This is a genomic window from Sphingomonas sp. LH128 (assembly GCF_000293195.2).
Taxonomy (GTDB): domain Bacteria; phylum Pseudomonadota; class Alphaproteobacteria; order Sphingomonadales; family Sphingomonadaceae; genus Novosphingobium; species Novosphingobium resinovorum_A.
In genome coordinates this window covers 16,874-36,322 of record NZ_ALVC01000124.1, presented here as the reverse complement: position 1 = coordinate 36,322, position 19,449 = coordinate 16,874, and the positions used below count along the sequence as shown (strand labels likewise).

At 65.1% G+C, this 19,449-nt stretch carries 20 protein-coding genes; 12 read left to right on the top strand and 8 right to left on the bottom strand.

All coding sequences use genetic code 11. The features are described 5' to 3' along the window. Together LH128_RS10625 and LH128_RS10620 are read right to left on the bottom strand one after the other, a co-directional pair. A partial coding sequence (locus tag LH128_RS10625) for an endonuclease/exonuclease/phosphatase family protein (protein ID WP_008829629.1) occupies positions 1-162 on the bottom strand: 162 nt, incomplete at its 3' end. Positions 163-251: 89 nt separating this feature from the next. Beyond that, positions 252-1,787 carry a peptide chain release factor 3 gene (locus tag LH128_RS10620; protein WP_008829628.1) on the bottom strand — a complete coding sequence of 512 codons (1,536 nt, stop codon included), beginning with the start codon at positions 1,785-1,787 and terminating at the stop codon, positions 252-254. 153 nt (positions 1,788-1,940) lie between these two features. On the opposite strand from LH128_RS10620, the gene pgmG reads away from it, so the two are divergent. Further along, positions 1,941-3,359, top strand: coding sequence for a phosphoglucomutase/phosphomannomutase PgmG (gene pgmG, locus LH128_RS10615; protein WP_008829627.1), 1,419 nt, complete (start codon positions 1,941-1,943; stop codon positions 3,357-3,359). Positions 3,360-3,438: 79 nt separating this feature from the next. Further along, on the top strand, positions 3,439-5,895 hold the full coding sequence (locus tag LH128_RS10610; protein WP_037518969.1) for a ligase-associated DNA damage response DEXH box helicase: 2,457 nt from the start codon (positions 3,439-3,441) through the stop codon (positions 5,893-5,895). Between the two features lie 73 nt (positions 5,896-5,968). On the opposite strand, the gene LH128_RS10605 is transcribed toward LH128_RS10610, so the two are convergent. The 4 genes from LH128_RS10605 to LH128_RS10590 all read right to left on the bottom strand — a co-directional run bounded on the left by LH128_RS10605 (position 5,969) and on the right by LH128_RS10590 (position 8,599). Beyond that, positions 5,969-6,403 carry an ExbD/TolR family protein gene (locus LH128_RS10605; protein ID WP_008829625.1) on the bottom strand — a complete coding sequence of 145 codons (435 nt, stop codon included), beginning with the start codon at positions 6,401-6,403 and terminating at the stop codon, positions 5,969-5,971. A gap of 25 nt (positions 6,404-6,428) precedes the next feature. After that, positions 6,429-6,959, bottom strand: a complete 531-nt coding sequence (locus tag LH128_RS10600; RefSeq protein WP_008829624.1) for an ExbD/TolR family protein — start codon at positions 6,957-6,959, stop codon at positions 6,429-6,431. Between the two features lie 132 nt (positions 6,960-7,091). Next, complete coding sequence (locus LH128_RS10595; RefSeq protein ID WP_008829623.1) at positions 7,092-7,856, bottom strand: MotA/TolQ/ExbB proton channel family protein; 765 nt, start codon at positions 7,854-7,856, stop codon at positions 7,092-7,094. An 80-nt stretch (positions 7,857-7,936) separates the two neighbouring features. Then, complete coding sequence (locus LH128_RS10590; RefSeq protein ID WP_008829622.1) at positions 7,937-8,599, bottom strand: TonB family protein; 663 nt, start codon at positions 8,597-8,599, stop codon at positions 7,937-7,939. Positions 8,600-8,966: 367 nt separating this feature from the next. Between LH128_RS10590 and LH128_RS10585 the strand changes: the two genes are divergently transcribed. Next, positions 8,967-9,812: a hypothetical protein gene (locus LH128_RS10585; RefSeq protein WP_008829621.1), complete on the top strand. Its 846-nt coding sequence runs from the start codon at positions 8,967-8,969 to the stop codon at positions 9,810-9,812. A 73-nt stretch (positions 9,813-9,885) separates the two neighbouring features. Beyond that, positions 9,886-11,193: a homoserine dehydrogenase gene (locus tag LH128_RS10580; protein WP_008829620.1), complete on the top strand. Its 1,308-nt coding sequence runs from the start codon at positions 9,886-9,888 to the stop codon at positions 11,191-11,193. Positions 11,194-11,282: 89 nt separating this feature from the next. Here the strand turns inward: LH128_RS10580 and LH128_RS10575 are convergent, their stop codons facing one another. Then, the gene (locus tag LH128_RS10575; RefSeq protein WP_231958052.1) at positions 11,283-11,570 is read right to left on the bottom strand and encodes a hypothetical protein; all 288 of its coding nucleotides are present in this window, start codon (positions 11,568-11,570) and stop codon (positions 11,283-11,285) included. Between the two features lie 231 nt (positions 11,571-11,801). Here LH128_RS10575 and glpX point away from each other — a divergent pair, with 231 nt between their 5' ends. Together glpX and LH128_RS10565 are read left to right on the top strand one after the other, a co-directional pair. After that, the gene (gene glpX, locus LH128_RS10570) at positions 11,802-12,782 is read left to right on the top strand and encodes a class II fructose-bisphosphatase (protein WP_008829618.1); all 981 of its coding nucleotides are present in this window, start codon (positions 11,802-11,804) and stop codon (positions 12,780-12,782) included. Between the two features lie 709 nt (positions 12,783-13,491). Then, positions 13,492-14,427 (top strand): ribose-phosphate pyrophosphokinase, encoded by a 936-nt coding sequence (locus tag LH128_RS10565; protein ID WP_008829617.1) that lies wholly within the window; start codon positions 13,492-13,494, stop codon positions 14,425-14,427. A 154-nt stretch (positions 14,428-14,581) separates the two neighbouring features. On the opposite strand, the gene LH128_RS10560 is transcribed toward LH128_RS10565, so the two are convergent. Then, positions 14,582-15,526: a helix-turn-helix domain-containing protein gene (locus tag LH128_RS10560; protein ID WP_008829616.1), complete on the bottom strand. Its 945-nt coding sequence runs from the start codon at positions 15,524-15,526 to the stop codon at positions 14,582-14,584. A 179-nt stretch (positions 15,527-15,705) separates the two neighbouring features. On the opposite strand from LH128_RS10560, the gene LH128_RS10555 reads away from it, so the two are divergent. The 6 genes from LH128_RS10555 (at position 15,706) to pheS (ending at position 19,441) form a co-directional block, all read left to right on the top strand. Further along, positions 15,706-16,506 (top strand): inositol monophosphatase family protein, encoded by an 801-nt coding sequence (locus tag LH128_RS10555; RefSeq protein WP_008829615.1) that lies wholly within the window; start codon positions 15,706-15,708, stop codon positions 16,504-16,506. A gap of 3 nt (positions 16,507-16,509) precedes the next feature. Beyond that, on the top strand, positions 16,510-16,956 hold the full coding sequence (locus tag LH128_RS10550; protein ID WP_008829614.1) for a gamma-glutamylcyclotransferase family protein: 447 nt from the start codon (positions 16,510-16,512) through the stop codon (positions 16,954-16,956). Between the two features lie 202 nt (positions 16,957-17,158). Further along, complete coding sequence (gene rpmI / locus LH128_RS10545; RefSeq protein WP_008829613.1) at positions 17,159-17,362, top strand: 50S ribosomal protein L35; 204 nt, start codon at positions 17,159-17,161, stop codon at positions 17,360-17,362. A gap of 13 nt (positions 17,363-17,375) precedes the next feature. Beyond that, entirely contained in the window at positions 17,376-17,741 is a 366-nt protein-coding gene (gene rplT / locus LH128_RS10540) for a 50S ribosomal protein L20 (protein WP_008829612.1), read from the top strand. 222 nt (positions 17,742-17,963) lie between these two features. Then, on the top strand, positions 17,964-18,296 hold the full coding sequence (locus LH128_RS10535) for a GIY-YIG nuclease family protein (protein WP_008829611.1): 333 nt from the start codon (positions 17,964-17,966) through the stop codon (positions 18,294-18,296). A gap of 56 nt (positions 18,297-18,352) precedes the next feature. Next, positions 18,353-19,441, top strand: coding sequence for a phenylalanine--tRNA ligase subunit alpha (pheS, locus tag LH128_RS10530; protein WP_037518961.1), 1,089 nt, complete (start codon positions 18,353-18,355; stop codon positions 19,439-19,441). Positions 19,442-19,449: the final 8 nt, after the last annotated feature.

Sequence of the window (19,449 nt, the reverse complement as noted above, 5' to 3'; positions counted from 1 at the left end):
CGCCCCCCCCGCCATACGGCGGCCATAGCGGCGATCGACTTCCTGCAGCGCGACGACGTCGGCGTCGATCTCCTTGAGCACGGTCAGGATGCGCTCGGGATCGCGCCGCCGGTCGAGGCCGACAGCCTTGTGGATGTTGTAACTGGCGAACTTGATCTGCAACGAGCGGCTCCGGCGATTGGCCTGTGTAGCAATCCGCCGGAGCGCCGTCAGGTTCCTGCGTGAACCGTTATGGTGCGATCAGGCGCCCCTCAACGTTCCTTGGTCGCGCTGAAAGTCAGCTCGGGATTGCGCTCCTGCTGGTAGCTCACATCCCAGGCCGATCGGGCCATGAACACCGGGTCGCCGTCACGGTCCTTGGCCAGGTTCATCTTGTTGAACTCGCCGAAGTCGCGCAGCGCCTTGTCGTCGCCCTTAAGCCAGCGGGCGGTGTCGAACGGCGAACCTTCCAGTACCGCCTCCACCTTGTACTCAGCTTCCAGGCGGCTGATCAGCACGTCGAGCTGCAGCTGGCCGACGACGCCGACGATCCACTGCGAGCCGATCTCCGGGTAGAACACCTGAATGACGCCTTCTTCGGAAAGGTCATCGAGCGCCTTGCGCAGCTGCTTGGTCTTGGTGGGATCCTTGAGCGCCACGCGGCGCAGGATTTCCGGGGCGAAGTTGGGCAAGCCGACGAAGCGCACGTCGTTCTTCTCGGACAGCGTATCGCCAACGCGCAGGGTGCCGTGGTTGGGAATGCCGATGATGTCGCCAGGCTCTGCATTGTCCGCGATCTCGCGGTCCTGCGCGAAGAACAGGATCGGCGAGTGCACCGCGATCGGCTTGCCGAGGCCCGAGGGCGTCAGCTTCATGCCGCGCTTGAAGGTGCCCGAAACGAGCCGCATGAAGGCGATGCGGTCGCGGTGCATCGGGTCCATGTTGGCCTGCACCTTGAAGATGAAGCCCGTGACTTCCTTGTTGTCCGGTTCGATCGTGCCCTGGTCCGACGGCTGCGGCCGCGGCGGCGGAGCGTGACGCGAGATCGCATCGATCAGTTCCATGACGCCGAAGTTCTTGAGCGCCGAGCCAAAGTAAACCGGCGTCAGGTCGCCCGCGCGGTAAGCCTCGACATCGAATTCCGGATAGCCGGCCTGCGCGAGTTCCAGTTCCTCGGCAACGGCGTCCGGCAGCGCCGCACCCTTGTCGATCTTGCCGAGAAATTCCTTGGAGGCACCCTCAGGGCGGCTGATGCCGCCGCTGGCGAGGTCGAGGATGCCCTCGAACACGCCGCCCATGCCGACCGGCCAGGACATTGGGCACACGTCAAGCGCCAGCATGTCCGCCACTTCGTCGAGCAGATCGAAACAGGCGCGGCCTTCGCGATCCACCTTGTTGATGAACGTGATGATCGGCACCGAGCGCAAGCGGCAGACTTCGAACAGCTTGCGGGTCTGCGGCTCGATGCCCTTGGCGGCATCGATCACCATGATCGCCGAATCGACCGCAGTGAGCGTGCGGTAGGTGTCTTCCGAGAAATCCTCGTGACCCGGCGTATCGAGCAAATTGAAGGTGATCCCGTCCCGCTCGAAAGTCATGACCGAGCTGGTCACGGAAATGCCGCGCTGCTGCTCGATCTTCATCCAGTCCGAGCGCGCCCGCCGCGCCGCGCCGCGCGCCTTCACCTGCCCGGCAAGGTGGATCGCGCCGCCTTGCAGCAACAGCTTCTCGGTCAGCGTGGTCTTGCCCGCGTCAGGATGCGAGATGATCGCGAAGGTACGGCGGGACTGGTGGGGCGAAGTGCTCATCGGCGCGCTATTAGTGGGCTGGGGGCAAGAAGGAAAGTCCCGCCGCCCAGGTGCGTGTCGCGGATCAGGGCGGCAACAGTTGGCCTGCGCAGGCTATACGCTAAAGGTGGCTGCAAAGGTGACCGCAACGTTCGCCCGAACAAGAGAACGACCATGACAGAGCCGACGCCCACCCTGTCGCACCGCTTCGATCCCAGTATCCTGCGTGAATACGACATCCGCGGCATCTTCGGCATGACGCTGTTCGAAACGGACGCCTATGCGCTGGGGCGCAGTTTCGGGGCCATTATGGGAAGAGGGGCCGGCGTCGTGGTCGGACGCGATGGCCGGCTGAGTTCACCCGCGCTCGAACAGGCTCTGGTCGATGGCCTTGCCGATGCCGGCGTGAACGTCATCCGCATCGGTCTTGGGCCCACCCCCATGCTCTATTTCGCCGAAGCCTCAATTCCAGAGGTGAAGGGCGGCATTCAGGTAACTGGCAGCCACAATCCCGCCGATCACAACGGCTTCAAGCTGGTACTTGCGGGGGCGCCGTTCTTTGGTGCCGACATCGTCCGGCTGGGCAGCATGGCTGCAGCCGGCGATCTCCCCGCTGCGGAAAATCGCGGCCACATCGAGGAACGCGACGTTCTTCCGGCTTACGTCACCCGACTGCTCGAGGGGCTGGCCGGTTGCGATGGAAACCATCTTTCTCGGCTTCGGGTCGGCTGGGACGCGGGTAACGGCGCGGCTGGCCCTGCTCTGGAACGTCTGATCTCGCAATTGCCGGGCGAACATCATCTGCTTTTCTCCGAAGTGGACGGGCGGTTCCCCAATCACCACCCGGACCCTACGATCGACGCCAATCTCTCAGACTTGCGCAGGCTGGTCGCGGCGAAGAACCTCGACTTCGGACTAGCTTTCGATGGCGACGCCGACCGAATCGGTGTCGTCGATGGAACGGGTCGGGTGCTGGACGCCGACCGGCTCCTCCTGATCTTCGCGCGTGACCTGTTGGCACGCCGCCCCGGCGCAGGCGTAATCGCGGACGTAAAGGCCTCGCGCACGGTTTTCGAAGGGGTCCGCGCCCTCGGCGGCCGGACCGAGATGGCGCCGGCAGGCCACTCGCACATCAAGGCGAGGATGAAGCGCAGCGGTGCATTGCTGGGAGGCGAGACGAGCGGCCATTTCTTTTTCGCCGATGACTGGTTCGGCTTCGACGACGGCCTCTACGCCGCGCTGCGGTTGATTGCCGCCACAGCCCGGCTGGAATCGAGCGTTGCCGCGCTCCGCGACGCCACGCCCGCGCTGATCAGCACGCCGGAATTGCGCTTCCCGGCCGACGATGCGCGCAAGTTCGCGGTGGTCGAGGAGGTCATGCGGCGGCTTGCGCTGGCAGGTGCCCGGGTCGATGCGATCGATGGCGTCCGCGTAGATACGCCGGACGGCTGGTGGCTCCTGCGCGCATCGAACACGCAGGCCGCTCTGACCGCCCGGGCCGAAAGCGATACGCAGGCGGGCCTGCAACGCCTGCTGGACCAGATCGACGGCCAGCTCGCCGCTTCGGGACTGGCCGGAACGGCAAGGGCATAGCCGCTTCGAGCGCCGTGAAACTGCATCCACTGCGGTGCTTTTATCCCGGAGTGCCGATATGCTCCCCTCGATGCGCGCAATGACAACGCCCCCTTCCCCCGTGCCGTCGGAGATCGCGGCATGGTTCGATTCGCGCGGTTGGCAGGTGCGCAGCCACCAGCAGGAGATGCTCGCCGCAGCGGATCGGGGGCACCACGCGCTGCTCGTCGCTGATACCGGTGCGGGCAAGACGCTCTCCGGCTTCCTGCCGACGCTCGCGGCGTTCTGTCCCTCTCGCCTCGGACCCGGAAAATCGCCCGAGGGGCTCCACACACTCTACGTATCGCCACTGAAGGCGCTGGCGACCGACGTGCAGCGCAACCTTCTCACGCCCGTCGAGGAGATGGGCCTGCCGCTTCGCATCGAAACCCGCAGCGGCGACACGCCATCCGACCGCAAGGCCCGGCAGCGCGCGCGGCCGCCACATATCCTCCTGACCACGCCCGAATCGCTTTCGCTGCTGCTATCCTATCCTGAAGCGCCGGAACTGTTCGCCAGCCTCAAACGCGTCGTAATCGACGAGGTCCATGCCTTCGCTACCGGCAAGCGCGGCGACCTGCTGGCATTGTCGCTCTCCCGGCTGCAGGCGCTGGCCCCGGACATCCAACGCGCGGCGCTCTCGGCGACCCTTGCCGATCCGGACGAATATCGCGGATGGCTGGCCCCCTGGGGCGAGATCGAAAGCGTCGAACTGGTCGTAGGAGAACCCGGCGCCGATCCACGGGTCGAAATCCTGCTCCCACGCGAAGAGCGCATTCCCTGGAGCGGACATGCGGCGACCTGGGCGATCCCCCAGCTCATCGAACAGATCAAGGCCCATCGCACCACGCTCGTGTTCACCAACACCCGCTTCCTTGCCGAATATATCTTCCAGGAATTGTGGGACGCGAACGAAGGCAACCTGCCGATCGGCATCCACCACGGATCGCTTTCGCGCGAGGCACGGCGCAAGGTCGAGGCGGCGATGGCGGACGGGAAGTTGCGCGCTCTCGTCTGTACCGCCAGCCTCGACCTCGGCATCGACTGGGGCGATATCGACCTGGTGGTGCAGATGGGTGCGCCCAAGGGCTCATCGCGCCTGCTGCAGCGGATCGGGCGCGCCAACCACCGGCTCGACAGCCCCAGCGAGGCAGTGCTGGTACCGGGCAACCGCTTCGAATTCCTCGAGGCCTTCGCCGCGCAGGAGGCCGTGCGCGAAGGCCAGCGCGATGGCGACGCCTTCCGCCCCGGCGGCCTCGATGTCCTCGCCCAGCACGTCATGGCGATGGCGTGCGCAGGGCCGTTTCGCGAGGAGGCTCTGCTCGCCGAGGTACGCTCATCACTCAGCTACGCCTGGGTGGACGAGACGATCTTCGCCCGCGTCCTCGAATTCGTCGCGACCGGCGGCTATGCCCTGCGCGCCTACGACCGCTTCCGCCGCATCGTGCGCGACAGGGACGGGACCTGGCGACTGACCCATCCCGAACATGCGGCGCGCCACCGGCTCAATGCAGGGATCATCGTCGATGCCGAGATGCTCGACGTGCGCTTTCGCAACGGGCGTTCGCTGGGCAAGGTGGAAGAAGGTTTCGGCGCCAGTCTTGAGCCGGGCGATACGTTCCGCTTCGCCGGGATGGACCTGGAAGTCGAAGCGCTGAAGGATCTGGAACTCATCGTGCGCGCCGCGAAGCGCTCCGCGACGATACCCAGCTACATGGGCCAGCGCATGCCGATCTCGACGCATCTTGCCGACCGGGTGCGCACGATGCTTGCGGACCGGGCCGGATGGGCGCGGTTCCCGGACGACGTGCGCGAATGGCTGGAAGTGCAGGACTGGCGCTCGCACCTGCCGGCTCCCGGCCAGTTGCTGGTGGAGAGCTTCCCGCATCGGGGCCTCGCCTACACCAGCTATTATACATTCGAGGGCTGGAATGCGAATCAGTCGCTCGGCATGCTGATCACCCGGCGCATGGAAGACCAGGGGCTGGCACCGCTGGGCTTCGTCGCGACCGACTATACGCTGGTGGTCTGGGGGCTGAAGGCGGTGGACGATCCGGCCGCGCTGCTTTCACCCGATATCCTGACTCACGAGTTCGTCGACTGGGTCCAGCAATCCTACTTGCTGCGCCGCGCCTTTCGCGAGGTGGCGGTGATCTCGGGGCTCGTCGAGCGCCAGCAGCCCGGCAAGCGCAAGTCCGGGCGACAAGTCACGTTCTCGACGGATCTGATCTACGACGTGCTGCGCAAGTATGAGCCCGATCACTTGCTGATCGAGGCGGCCTGGGCCGACGCGCGGGCCCGGATGACCGATGTGGCCCGCGTGGCCGACGTGCTCGACCGGGCTGCTCGGGAGATCGACCACGTGATGCTTGACCGGATCAGCCCGCTCTCGGTGCCAGCGCTCTCGATGATCGGCCGGGAAAGCCTGCCGTCCGGTGCGGCCGACGACGACCTGTTGCTGGAGGCCGAGAGTCTGGCATCGGTCGCCATGCGCATCGATCCTGCTGCCGAGGATTGAAGGCAAACAAAAAGGGGCGGATCGCTCCGCCCCTTTGGGTGCCCCTTGCGGGACCAGCCTTTGAACGATCGGCTTACTTGCCGAAAGTCGCGAACTGTTCGTTGCCGACGAAGCCGAACTTCGTGACCTGCGAGGCCTTGATGACCTCGAGAACCTGTGCCGACAGCTCGTAGCTGGCTTCCGGCTCGGGCTGGAACTGAAGTTCCGGCTCGGGGGTCATGCGGGTCGTGGCTTCGAGCGTCTGGACCAGACGCCCCTGATCGATCTGGGTCCCGTTCCACATGACCTTGCTGTCCTGAGTCAGCACGATCTTGTTCTTGACGGGGTCGATCGGAGGCGGAGTGTCCGTCGGAGGGGTCGCGACGGGCAGATCGATATCGATCGAGTGCGTCGCAACCGGGATGGACATGATGAACATGATGAGGAGGCAGAGCATGACGTCGATCAACGGCGTCGTGTTCATCTCCATCATCGGCTCGCCATCAGACTTGCCTGCTGACATTGCCATGAGATGTTACTCCTGTTCCCGCGCGTCAGTTAGGATCGATCGGGTTGGTGATGAAGCCAACCGTCGGATAACCCGAAATCTGGACGTTGTAGATCGCACCGGCGACGCAGCGCCAAGGCGATTCGACGTCACCACGAATGTGGACCTGCGGGATGAGATCCGGGTTTGCCATGAGAGCCTGCGGACCACCTTCGCGCTTCACGATCGCGTCAAGACGCTTGAAGGCCTGGTCGCGCAGTTCCTCGGAAGTCACCGGCGTCACGTTGTTGATGTAGATGCGGCATTCACCGCCGCGGTTCGCACCCTGGAAACCGGGTTCGCCCGCGCTCTTGCCCGAAGCGTCGGTGGTCGAGACGGTAAGGAGGAGATTCTCCACCTTGTCCTTCGACTCCTGCGCTACGATGACGGGAATGCGCAGCTTCTCGATCGTCTGAATCGCGACCGGAACCGCGATCAGGAAGATGATGAGCAGCACCAGCATGACGTCGACGAGCGGCGTCGTGTTGATGTCGGACATCGGTGTCTCTGCACCGCCTCCGCCCGTGGATATCGCCATAGTCTTATCCTAATCCTTGCGTTGCCTGGGGGTCGGCAGCGACTTCTCGCATGCTTCGAGCCGCCGCCTTCTTCTTGACCCCGACGGGGGCGGATCGGGTCAATGAGCCGATCCGCTTCGTTCCCCGTGCTCTTACGGCTTGGCGGGAGCGGCAGCCGGCTTGGCGGGGGCCGGAGCAGCCTTGGCCGCGACAGCGACGGTCGGCTTGATGGCGCCCTTCGAGTTGATGTTCGCGAGAATGTCGTTCGAGAAGCCGGTCAGCAGTTCGGCAATGCGCTTGTTGCGCGACTGCAGGTAGTTGTAGGCAAGCACGGCCGGAACGGCGACGAGCAGACCGAGCGCGGTCATGATCAGCGCTTCACCGACCGGACCCGCGACCTTGTCGATCGAGGCCGAACCGGCGAGACCGATCGCGATCAGTGCGCGATAGATGCCGACGACGGTACCGAACAGACCGATGAACGGCGAGGTCGCACCGACAGTGGCGAGGAAGGGCAGGCCGCCGGAGAGGCGAGCGTTGATGGTCGCTTCCGAACGCGACAGCGAACCGTGCAGCCAGTCGTGGGCTTCAAGCGAGTCGGTCATCTTCGAGTGCTGGTCTTCAGCGGCGATGCCGTCTTCGACGAGCTGGCGCCATGCGCTGTTCTTCTCGAGCTTGGCAGCGCCTTCACGCAGGGTCGGAGCCTTCCAGAAGGTCGTGCGGATCGCGTTGAACTGGCGCAGGATCTTCGACTGCTCGAACCACTTGGTGAACAGGATGTAGAACGAACCGAAGGACATGATGCCCAGGATGATCACGGTCGCGTAAGCGATGAAACCGCCCTGCTGAAGCGCTTCGGCGAAGCCGAACTTGTTCTGCGGCGCGCCCGCGGCGGCAAGGATGTCAACGATAAGCATGCGAGTTACCTCTCAAGAAGAATGCAGGATGTGATCGGAGCGGTCGAATTACCCAATGACCTGAACCGATCCCTTGGAGATTAGTTGAGCTTGTACACGATCGCGGTCGAGTACGACGACGAGATCGGGTTGCCGTCCGCATCGAGCGCCGGGTCGAAGCGCGCGTAGCGCTGCATACCGTCGCAAGCGGCCTCATCCAGATCCGGGCTGCCGCTCGAAGCGGAAACGGAACAGGCCGAAACCTTACCGTCGCCACCGACAGTCACGCGAACACCGACGCGGCCTTCGCGCTCTTCACGAGCAGCGCGGGTCGGATAGTTCGACTGAATGCGGGCGGCCCAGCTGCCCTGGCCCTTCGGCTTGACGCCGCGAGCCTTAGACGGACCGGGCGGCGGCGGCGGCGGAGCCGGCGGCGGCGCTGCGGTCTGGATCACCACCGGCGGAGCCGGGGGCGGAGTGATCACAGTCTGCACCGGCGGCGGAGCCGGGGCGATGTTGATCGGCGGCGGCGGCGCCACGATAGGCGGCGGCGGCGTATCTTCCTTCGGAGGCGGCGGCGGTGGCTCTTCCTCCTTGGGCTTTTCCTCCTTGATATCCACGGTGGTCACCTTGTTGATGACCTTCTTCGCCGCCTCATAGGCCAAGCCGGTGACGAGCGCATAGCCGACGAAGACATGGATCAAGGCGACAATGACAAGAGCAACAACCTTGTTGGTGCTCATCTGCTGGTCAGCGTAAGCCATTCAGACGCATCACTCCATTACCAAGCCCCGGACAAAAATTCCCGGAAGAACATGCCCAAGGGCGCCCATGGACTCCCCCCCGGAAAGAGGGAACCCATGACGAAACTCCAAATTACCCACCCTGACGGCTAACAGTCTGCCCATCCGACGACAATACGAAACGGGAGGCGAACCGAGGAGCTATTGCTATTTTTGCCCCATTTTGCAGGCTTCTTAACGTCGAAGCCCACCCCACGCAACGCCTTATCGGCCCAGCGGGGGTTAACGCGCGATTCATGCCCGGTTAGCTCAAATTGATCCAGTGCAATTTTGAGTTGAGGCCGCTCAAGGGCTATAAGCCATCGCATTTCCACGGAGATTATCGTCCATGCCTTTGATTTCGCGCCCCCTTGCAGCGGCCCTGGCGGGTGCTTACATCGCGCTTGCGCCCCTTGCGGCGAGCGCCCAGGGGCCGCTCGAGACGCCCGGTGAAGTCACTTATGCCGACATCGCCGACCTAGCTGATTCGGCAGGTCTCGTGGTGCAGGCCCAGATCGCCAAAATGACCCGCATCGATAATGAACGGGCGCGCGGTCTCACTCCAGGACATGGACGCTTCTATATAGAGGCCCGCACCAGGGCCCTGCTGGTGGGCAAGGCCCCACTCGGCGAATCGGTCACCTACCTCGTCGACCTCCCTCTCGACGCCAAAGGCAAGGCACCCAAGCTGAAGAAGCAGGTCGTGTTCCTGTTCGCACGCGCCGTGCCGGGCCGTCCCGGCGAACTTCAACTCGTCTGGCCGACCGCACAGCAGATTTCCACGCCCGCGCGCGAGACACGGCTCCGTTCGATTCTCCAGGCCCTTGTCGCTCCTGACGCGCCTGCGAAGATCACCGGCGTGCGCGAGATGCTGTTCGTCCCCGGCAATCTCGCGGGTCAGGGGGAGACCCAGATCTTCCTCAACACCCACGATAATTCGGCCGCCTCGATCACGGTGAAGCACGAACAGGGCCAGGCTCCGACATGGGGCGTGTCGTTCTCCGAACTGGTCGCCGACCTCGGCCACCCCCCGGAGCCGGACACGCTCGAGTGGTATCGGCTCGCCTGCTTCCTGCCCCGCACCCCGCCTGCCGGCGCCAATGTCTCGGGCAGCTTCGCCGAGCAGCAGCAGGCTCTGGCGGACTATCGCATGGTCCTGAGCCAGCTCGGCCCCTGCGCGCGGACACTTAAGTGACACCGCGATCGGCGTTCGTGCTGGAATTTGACGCCCGCCTGCCTTAGTGCGCGCTCCCGAACAAGGAGCTAGCATGGCCGAACCGCTGAATATCGCGCTTGCCGGACTGGGAACCGTCGGCACCGGCGTCGTCCGTCTCATCGAGACCAATGCGGAGCTGATCGCCCGCCGCGCCCGCCGTCCGATCCGCATCGCCGCCGTCAGCGCGCGCGACCGCACCAAGGATCGCGGCGTCGACCTTTCGCGCTACGACTGGGTGGACGATACCGCCGCCCTCGCCGCGCGGGGCGACGTCGACGTGGTGGTGGAAATGGTCGGCGGCTCAGACGGCCCCGCCCTCGCCCTCGCCCGCAACTCGATTGCGGGCGGCAAGAGCCTCGTCACCGCCAACAAGGCGATGATCGCGCATCACGGGCTGGAACTGGCCGCCGCCGCAGAGGCGAAGGGCGTCGCCCTCAAGTTCGAGGCGGCCGTCGCGGGCGGCATCCCGGTCATCAAGGGGCTGTCCGAAGGCGCCGCCGCCAACGCCATCGAGCGCGTCTACGGCATCCTCAACGGCACCTGCAATTACATCCTCTCGACCATGGAGGACACCGGCGCGGACTTCGGCGACGTGCTCGCCGAGGCGCAGCGGCTTGGCTATGCCGAGGCCGATCCGACCTTCGACATCGAGGGCATCGACGCCGCGCACAAGCTGTCGATCCTCGCCGCCATCGCCTTCGGTTCGCAGCTTCGCTTCGACGCGGTGGAGACGATGGGCATCAGCCGCGTCAAGGCCGCCGACATCGAGCAGGCCCGCTCGCTGGGCTACGTCATCCGCCTGCTCGGCATGGCCGGTGTCGATCTTGCGAGCGGCACTCCCCGGCTGTTCCAGCGCGTGCGTCCGCACCTGGTGCCCATCGATCATCCCCTCGCCCACGTCGACGGAGCGACCAACGCGGTCGTGGCCGAAGGCAACTTCATGGGCCGCCTGCTGTTTCAGGGCGCGGGCGCCGGAGACGGCCCAACCGCCAGCGCGGTCGTCGCCGACATCATCGACATCGCGCGCGGTGAAAAGGGCGCGGCATTCTCGATGCCCGCGGGCGAACTGGAAGCGATGGAACCGGCGGAATCCGGGCACCGCGTCGGCAGTTCCTACATCCGCTTCACCGTGCCCGACCGCCCGGGCGTGCTGGCCGACATCACCGCCGCCATGCGCGATGCGGGAGTCTCGATCGAGAGCCTGATCCAGAAGGGCGATCCCGATCAGGACGGCGAAGTCATCCTGGCGGTCGTCACGCATCCGGGGCCGGAGAGCGCCGTCACCGAGGCGATGCGCATTCTCGACGGGTCGGACAGCCTGACCGCGAAGCCGCTGGTGATGCAGATCATCGGGGCCTGAGATGGGCCGGGGGACGCCTCTTCGGAGGCATCCGTCCTATACGTTCTATTCCTGAGCACTCCCGGAGCCGCCACTCCGGGACGCCGCCTTCATGGCGCGCGCAGTTCGCCCTTCGCGATCTTGTCTGCGTCCGAGCCGGCCGGGGCCTCCGGGATCGTCGAAAGATCGATGATGTAGGGCTGCTCGGGCGGGCACGGCGGGATCATGCACAAGCCGCCCATCGTCGCCTTGCCCTTGAAGATGCCGTTGCCCGAAACGTCCGGCGTGCGCGGTCGCCCATCGTTGGCGCCCACGCCGGTCGGGTCGTCGTCTCCGGTGGAGGGGACGCGGTACTGGTCCGGCGTCGGCGCACAGACCACGATCTCGCCCTGTTTCATGGTTCGCAGACAGGCGTTGCGCGAAGTATCCTTCGTGATACGACCACCTGTTCCCAGCATTTTTTCGGCGATCGCACGATCTCCTGCAGAAGCGCCGGAAGCGTCTTGAGCAATCGCCGGGGCGGGAGCGATTATTGCGATTGCGAAAGGGAAAATCCAGCTTCTCGACAATTCAAAATCCTCTGTCTAATCGGTGAAAATCTTGCCTCCCTGGATTAATCCGGAGTGAACATGTCCGAAAACACTACCCCCGCAAGTCATGTACTCGATCGCGTTCTGGTCCTCGAAATGGTGCGCGTCACCGAGGCTGCCGCCATCGCCGCGTCCTCCCTCATAGGACGCGGAGACGAGAAGGCAGCCGATCATGCCGCAGTCGAGGCAATGCGCAAGGCCTTTGACGGCCTCTACATCGACGGGACGGTCGTGATCGGCGAGGGGGAGCGCGACGAGGCGCCAATGCTGTTCATCGGCGAGAAGGTCGGCGGCGCTCCCGGCAAGGGTCCGAAGATCGACATCGCGCTAGATCCGCTCGAAGGCACCACCATCACCGCCAAGGCCGGACCGAACTCGCTGGCAGTGCTGGCGGCGGCGGAGGAAGGCGGCCTCCTCAACGCGCCCGACGTCTACATGGAGAAGATCGCGGTCGGCCCCGGCTATCCGGACGGCGTGATCGACCTCGACAAGACCCCGACCCAGAACGTCGAGGCGGTGGCGGCGGCCAAGGGCGTGAAGCCTTCGGACATCATCGTCTGCGTGCTCGACCGCCCCCGCCACGAGGCGCTGATCGCCGAGCTGCGCGAGATCGGCTGCGGCGTCGTGCTGATCGGCGACGGCGACGTGGCAGGCGTCATAGCGGTGACCGACGAGGATACCACGATCGACCTCTACATGGGCTCGGGCGGCGCGCCCGAGGGCGTCCTCGCGGCGGCGGCGCTGCGCTGTGTCGGCGGGCAGTTCAACGGCCGCCTGCTGTTCCGCAACGACGACGAGCGCTCCCGCGCCCGCAAATGGGGCATCAAGGACCTCGACAAGATCTACAAGCTGGAGGAACTGGCCAAGGGCGACTGCATCTTCGCCGCCACCGGCGTCACCAGCGGCTCGCTGCTCGACGGGGTGAAGCGGCGCAAGGGCGGCATCATGACCACCGAAAGCGTGGTGATGCGCGCCAGTTCCGGCACCGTGCGCTGGATCAGGGGCGAGCATCGGATCTGATGCAAGGTGACAGGGTTTACACGGTTGACACGGTCCAGGGGCAAAAGACGTCACCTTGGGCCGGAAAGTGTCACCTTGCGGGCCTAAGGTGACACATTTTGCGCTGGATGTGTCACCTTGTGCGGATGAGGTGTCACCTTGTGGTGTAACCTTGTGGCGGAAGGTGAGCGGCGGACGGGGCATGAGCGCAATGTACCGGAGCGCGCCATGTGTAGGAAAGCGGACCTTCGAAAAGCGCCCCATTGGGGACCTTGTATATCCTCCCTGTTCCGCAGGAATGGGGAGGGCGACCGCCGACGAAGTCGGTGGTGGAGGGGAGAAGCCCCTCCGTCAGCCCTGCGGGCTGCCACCTCCCCATTCCTGCGGAACAGGGAGGATAAAACGGCTGCTTCCCACCCAAAGTCATCATTCAAACACCATCGTCATCCCAGCGAAGGCTGGGACCGCTCTCGTCATATCGCAACTTCTCTACAAGGCCGAGATGAAGCCGGCACGGTCCTGCTTGGGCATATCATGGTCATAGCGGTCCCAGCCTTCGCTGGGATGACGATCTGATTTCGGATCGACCGCTTCCCATCCTAGCCGCAACCGTGCCTCAAATCGGGCCGATGCGGTGACAATCGGTCGCCGACTATTGCAATCCCGCGACACCCGGCTACAGGGCCGGTCCCAACGACCGACCGCCAGGAACCGTCACGGGGATTCGCAAATGAAGATCATGTCCGGCAACAGCAACCTGCCGCTCGCACGCGCGATTGCAGGGTATCTCGAACTGCCGCTCACCGACGCCGCCGTCCGCCGCTTTGCGGATGAGGAAATCTTCGTGGAAATCCACGAGAACGTCCGCGGCGAGGACGTCTTCGTGGTCCAGCCGACCAGCTACCCCGTCAACGACAACCTGATGGAACTGCTGATCTGCATCGACGCGCTGCGCCGTGCCTCGGCCAAGCGCATCACGGCCGTGGTCCCCTACTTCGGCTACGCCCGCCAGGACCGCAAGCCCGGCCCGCGCACCCCGATCTCGGCCAAGCTGGTCGCCAACCTGCTGACCGAAGCCGGCGCCGACCGCGTGCTCTCGGTCGATCTGCACGCCGGGCAGATCCAGGGCTTCTTCGACATCCCCACCGACAACCTGTTCGCGGCCCCCGTCATGGCAGCGGACATCCAGGCCCGCTACGGCGACCAGTCGCTGATGGTGGTCTCGCCCGACGTCGGCGGTGTGGTCCGTGCCCGCGCGCTCGCCAAGCGCCTCGACAACGCGCCGCTCTCGATCGTCGACAAGCGCCGCGACAAGCCGGGCCAGTCGGAAGTCATGAACATCATCGGTGATGTGAAGGGCCGCGCCTGCATTCTGATCGATGATATCATCGATTCGGGCGGTACCCTGTGCAACGCCGCGCAGGCGCTGATGGACGAAGGCGCCGCCAGCGTCACCGCCTACATCACCCATGGCGTCCTGTCGGGCGCGGCGGTGAGCCGCGTGACCAATTCCGCGCTCAAGGAACTGGTCATCACCGATTCGATCATGCCGACCGAAGCCGCCAAGGCTTCGGACAAGATTCGCATCCTGCCGATCGCCCCGCTGCTTGGCGAGGCGATCCGCCGCATCGCCGACGAAAGCTCGGTGTCGAGCCTGTTCGACTGAGCTGTCGCTAAGAACCACCCCTGCCCCCTCCCGCAAGCGGGAGGGGAATGAGACCGTTTGCTTGCCCTCCCGCTTATCCTGAGCCTGTCGAAGGGGGAGGTCCGGGAGGCTTGGCCCGGAGGGCTTAGCCGGACGGGGTGGGCGACAATTATCTCTACTCCCAGGGCCGCGCCTGCCCCGGTTCGATCCGGTGCAGCGCCTCGAGTCGCCGCGCCTGGCGCGATTCGAGGGCGAGCGTCAGGATCGGCTGCGGGCGCGTGACGAACTGGCGCGGCGACATGCCGAACAGTTCGGTGAATTCATGGATCAGGTGGCTCTCGTCGTAATAGCGCAGGGCGATCTCATCCCCTTCGCGCGCATCGGCGACGCCGCGCAGGTGGCTCGCCATGTCGAGCGCGCGGGCGCGGCGCAGCACCTGCTTGGGCGGCAGGCCGAAGTCGCGGCTGACCACGCGCTCCAGCTTGCGGCGATCGACCCCGCACTCGGCCGCCGCATCGCTGACAGAAATGCCCGGATCGCGCAGGCTGATCTCCTCGAACCGCGCGGTCACCGGGTCAGGTGCCGCACCTCCCAGCCTCTCGACCTGCTGGCGAACCAGACCCTCGATCGACTGCAGCCATTCCTCCGGCGTCGCATCAGGCTCCAGCGCCTGCAGGAAATCGTCCGAGGGCGCCGTCAGAACGTCGGTTGGAACGATCTTGTCGAGAAATTCGCCCACGCGCGCCAGCTTCAGCGCCGTGCCCGTTCCCGGACGGATGATGTAGCCCACGCTTACGAAGCTACCTGTCACCGAGATCGGCATGCGCCGCGAGTGCGGACCGAAATAGAACGCGCCGCCCTGGGTAGTGATGGGGCCATCGACGGTCTGCGCCGTCCAGTCCCCGGCCATTTGCACGCGCACGCAGGCCGTGTCGCTGAACAGTCCGCAGGACACCGTGTAATCCTTGGGCAGATCGACTTTCGTGACATAGAGGCGGCCCAGCCAAGGTGCCAGATCCGGCGCAGGCGCGCGGTTGTAGGACAGGGGTTGCCCGTCACGTGTAATGCCTTGCTGCGGCGCAATCGAGGGATCGACCGCAGGACGGTTCCTGCGTTGCATGGTTACCCTGTTTTAAAGATGCCCTCGAAAAGCGATAATTGCGCAACGGCTTGGGAGCAATGTGAGAAAATCTACAAGGGCTGTTAGATTCCTAGTATTTTCTTGCAGGTAATGCCCCCCGGATACCCCTGACCCAAGGAACTTGACCGGATCACCGTTCGGAAGGCAGAGCAGGCGGCATGAAACTCGACCACGACATCGCCCTCGCGCTCCGCCTCGCCGATGCGGCCGGTGAAGCGATTCGCCCTCACTTCCGCACCGGCCTCGCCGCCGACCGCAAGTCCGACGCCTCGCCCGTCACCGTGGCCGACCGGGCGGCAGAAGAAGCCATGCGGCGCATCCTCAAGGCCGAAGTCCCGCGAGACAGCATCATCGGCGAGGAGTTCGGCACCGAGACCGGGACCTCCAACCGGACCTGGGTGCTCGACCCGATCGACGGCACCATCGCGTTCATGGGCGGGCGTGCGACCTTCGGCACGCTGATCGCGCTGCTGGTCGACGGCTGGCCGGTGCTGGGGATCATCGACCAGCCCATCCTGAACGAGCGCTGGGTCGGCGCCAGCGGCCACGCCACCACTTTCAACCGCCGCGAAGTGCGCACCCGCCCCTGCCGCGAACTCTCCGACATGATGCTGGCGACGACCGGCCCGCAGTACTTCGACGACCATCAGGGCGCCCACTTCATGGCGCTGGCGGCCAAGACCGACCACAAGCGCATGATGTTCGGCGGCGACTGCTACAACTACGGCCTGCTGGCGAGCGGCCACATCGACCTCGTCTGCGAGGCGGGGCTCAAGCTGCACGACTGGGCGGCGCTGGTCCCCATCGTCGAGGGCGCGGGCGGCATCATGTGCGACTGGAACGGCGAGCCCCTGAATGCGGACTCCGGCGGCGAAGTGCTGGCGATCGGCGACCCAGCGCGGCTGGAGGACGTGATCGAAGCGATGGCCTGTGACAATCACGGCCATCATCACGACTGACCTTTGAGGCTGTTCTTCTACGGCACGCTGCGCCCCGATGCGGATACGCCGATGGCGCGGTGGATTGCGGCGCGGTCGATCCGGGCCGAACCGGGCGAGATCCCGGGGCGGCTTTACGCGGTCCCGGACACGCGCGGCTGGTATCCGGCGCTGGTGCCGGGTTTGGGGCACGTGCGCGGGGTACTGTGCGACCTGCGGTTGCGACCGGGCGATCTCGCGCGGCTGGATACCTATGAAGGGCGGGAGTATCGGCGCCTTGCCCTGCCGGTGCGCACGAGCGCAGGGCGGGTCACCGCCCAGGCCTATATATGGCGAAAAGGTCTGCCGGATGGCCCCACCATCGGCCCGGACTTCCTCGAATGGCTGCACGGCATTCGGGGTGTGGCGTACTCGCCATCCCGGACCTCATGGCGGCAGGGGCTTCGACAAGCTCAGCCTGAGCGGATCTGAGAGAAAACCTGAGATCCCGCTCAGGCTGAGCTTGTCGAAGCCCCCGCGTTAAAACGGGCCGCTTGCCTTTCCTGCATCCAGCCACTAAGGGCGCGTCCTTCAATCGACACGGTCGAGTCTGCCCCTGGGGAGATTCGCGGGTCGGCCTGGCGAAAAGGGCTGCCATGGCCGGCGGGACGTGTCCCGATCAAAGGAGACGAAAATGCCCAAGCTGAAGACCAAGAGCGGCGTGAAGAAGCGCTTCAAGCTCACCGCCACCGGCAAGGTGAAGCACGGCGTAGCCGGCAAGCGCCACCGCCTCATGAGCCATAACGGCAAGTACATCCGCCAGAACCGCGGCACCGAAGTCATTTCCGACGCCGATGCCAAGGTCATCAAGAAGTGGGCGCCCTACGGGCTCAACTGAGGAGTACTGACGAATGAGCCGTATCAAGAGGGGTGTCACCACCCGCGCAAAGCACAAGCGGATTCTGGACCAGGCCAAGGGCTATCGTGGTCGCCGCAAGAACACCATCCGCGTCGCACGCCAGGCCGTCGAAAAGGCCGGCCAGTACGCGTACCGCGACCGCAAGATCAAGAAGCGCACCTTCCGCGCTCTCTGGATCCAGCGCATCAACGCGGCCGTCCGCGCTGAAGGCCTGACCTACTCGCAGTTCATCCATGGCGTGAAGCTCGCCGGGATCGAACTGGACCGCAAGACGATGGCCGACCTCGCCATGAACGAAGGCGGCGTGTTCAGCACCGTCATCGCGCAGGCGAAGGCAGCTCTGCCCGCGGCGGCGTAAGCCACCGGCGCGTAAAGCTCCTCAGCTTCATCGCGCGATTTCAAAGGGCGTGGATGGCATGTGCCGTCCGCGCCCTTTTCGCGTGTTGGGATAGCGCACCAGCTGGGTTCCTGCCTGCGCGGGAATGACGACAGGGTGTTAACTGCCGATTGAAGCGATTCCGCTGCATCACTCTTCCCAGTCATTCCCGCGAAGGCGGGAACCCAGCTGGTGGCCCCTCCGATGCGCGAAACCTTCGATCCATGCACGTACCTCCTCGCGTCACATCGCAACGGTACGCTCTATGTCGGAGTCACATCGAATCTGCTTCGTCGCCTCCATCAGCACCGCGAGGGCTTGATCGAAGGGTTCACGAGCGACTACGGCGTGCATCGACTGGTCTGGTTCGAGCGGCACGCGACGATTGAAAGCGCGATCCTGCGCGAGAAGCGGATCAAGACGTGGAACAGGGCGTGGAAACTCGCCCTGATCGAACAGGCCAATCCCGATTGGCGCGACCTTGCGGTGAATTTCGGCTTCGTGCCGCTGCCACCGCCCCGGATCGTCAGGGGATAGGGCATCAGATGGGTTCCCGCCTTCGCGGGAATGACGAGTTTTTGGGGTTTAGTATCGTGCTCGATTTTGATCAGGTGATCTCGGCGATCGAAGGTGCCGAAACGCTCGAGGCTCTCGAAGCGCTGCGCATTCAGTATCTGGGCAAGGCGGGCGAGATCACCGGGCTGATGAAGCGTCTGGGCGGCATGTCGCCCGAGGAGCGGCGCGAGATGGGGCCGCTGTTCAACGGCTACCAGCGCGACGCCAACGCCGCCATCACCGCCCGCAAGGACACCCTCGAAACCGCCGCGCTCGACGCGCGCCTTGCGGCCGAGACGATCGACCTCTCGCTCCCTGCGCCCGCCACCCCGCGCGGCGCGGTCCACCCGGTTTCGCAGGTGATGGACGAGCTGGCCGAAGTCTTCGCCGACCTCGGTTTCGCGGTCGCCACCGGGCCGGAGATCGAGGACGACTGGCACAACTTCACCGCGCTAAACATGCCCGAAAGCCACCCGGCGCGCGCGATGCATGACACCTTCTATTTCCCGGACCGCAACGACGACGGCCGCGAGATGCTGCTGCGCACCCATACCTCGCCGGTGCAAATCCGCTCGATGATCCAGCAGGGTGCGCCCATCCGCATCATCGCGCCGGGCCGCGTCTACCGTTCGGACAGCGACGCCACACACACGCCGATGTTCCACCAGATCGAGGGCCTCGTCATCGACAAGGGCATCCACCTCGGCCACCTGAAGTGGACGCTGGAAGCCTTCCTCAAGGCCTTCTTCGAGCGGGACGACATCGTCCTGCGCCTGCGCCCCAGCTACTTCCCCTTCACCGAACCCTCGATCGAGGTGGACGTGGGCTATTCCAGCCAGGGCGGACGCCGCGTGGTCGGCGGTTCGGGCGATGCGCCGGGGCACGCCTGGATGGAAGTGCTGGGGTCAGGCATGGTCAACCGCCGCGTCATCGCGGCGGGCGGCATCGACCCTGACGAATGGCAGGGCTTCGCCTTCGGCATCGGCGTCGATCGCCTCGCCATGCTCAAGTACGGGATGGACGACCTGCGCGCCTTCTTCGACGGCGATGTGCGCTGGCTCTCCCACTACGGTTTCTCCGCCCTCGACGTGCCGACCCTTTCGGGCGGCGTCGGCACACCGGCCTAAGGCGGGAA

Bases quoted from the DNA above. Each gene is read 5' to 3' on its own strand.
- rplT (WP_008829612.1), top strand. From the start codon at position 17,376: ATGAGCCGTATCAAGAGGGGTGTCACCACCCGCGCAAAGCACAAGCGG.
- LH128_RS10600 (WP_008829624.1), bottom strand. From the start codon at position 6,959: ATGGCGATATCCACGGGCGGAGGCGGTGCAGAGACACCGATGTCCGAC.
- LH128_RS10580 (WP_008829620.1), top strand. From the start codon at position 9,886: ATGGCCGAACCGCTGAATATCGCGCTTGCCGGACTGGGAACCGTCGGC.
- LH128_RS10565 (WP_008829617.1), top strand. From the start codon at position 13,492: ATGAAGATCATGTCCGGCAACAGCAACCTGCCGCTCGCACGCGCGATT.
- LH128_RS10585 (WP_008829621.1), top strand. From the start codon at position 8,967: ATGCCTTTGATTTCGCGCCCCCTTGCAGCGGCCCTGGCGGGTGCTTAC.
- LH128_RS10575 (WP_231958052.1), bottom strand. From the start codon at position 11,570: ATGAAACAGGGCGAGATCGTGGTCTGTGCGCCGACGCCGGACCAGTAC.
- LH128_RS10595 (WP_008829623.1), bottom strand. From the start codon at position 7,856: ATGCTTATCGTTGACATCCTTGCCGCCGCGGGCGCGCCGCAGAACAAG.
- LH128_RS10620 (WP_008829628.1), bottom strand. From the start codon at position 1,787: ATGAGCACTTCGCCCCACCAGTCCCGCCGTACCTTCGCGATCATCTCG.
- LH128_RS10605 (WP_008829625.1), bottom strand. From the start codon at position 6,403: ATGGCAATGTCAGCAGGCAAGTCTGATGGCGAGCCGATGATGGAGATG.
- LH128_RS10590 (WP_008829622.1), bottom strand. From the start codon at position 8,599: ATGGCTTACGCTGACCAGCAGATGAGCACCAACAAGGTTGTTGCTCTT.
- pgmG (WP_008829627.1), top strand. From the start codon at position 1,941: ATGACAGAGCCGACGCCCACCCTGTCGCACCGCTTCGATCCCAGTATC.
- LH128_RS10560 (WP_008829616.1), bottom strand. From the start codon at position 15,526: ATGCAACGCAGGAACCGTCCTGCGGTCGATCCCTCGATTGCGCCGCAG.
- LH128_RS10610 (WP_037518969.1), top strand. From the start codon at position 3,439: ATGACAACGCCCCCTTCCCCCGTGCCGTCGGAGATCGCGGCATGGTTC.
- glpX (WP_008829618.1), top strand. From the start codon at position 11,802: ATGTCCGAAAACACTACCCCCGCAAGTCATGTACTCGATCGCGTTCTG.
- LH128_RS10535 (WP_008829611.1), top strand. From the start codon at position 17,964: ATGCGCGAAACCTTCGATCCATGCACGTACCTCCTCGCGTCACATCGC.
- rpmI (WP_008829613.1), top strand. From the start codon at position 17,159: ATGCCCAAGCTGAAGACCAAGAGCGGCGTGAAGAAGCGCTTCAAGCTC.
- LH128_RS10555 (WP_008829615.1), top strand. From the start codon at position 15,706: ATGAAACTCGACCACGACATCGCCCTCGCGCTCCGCCTCGCCGATGCG.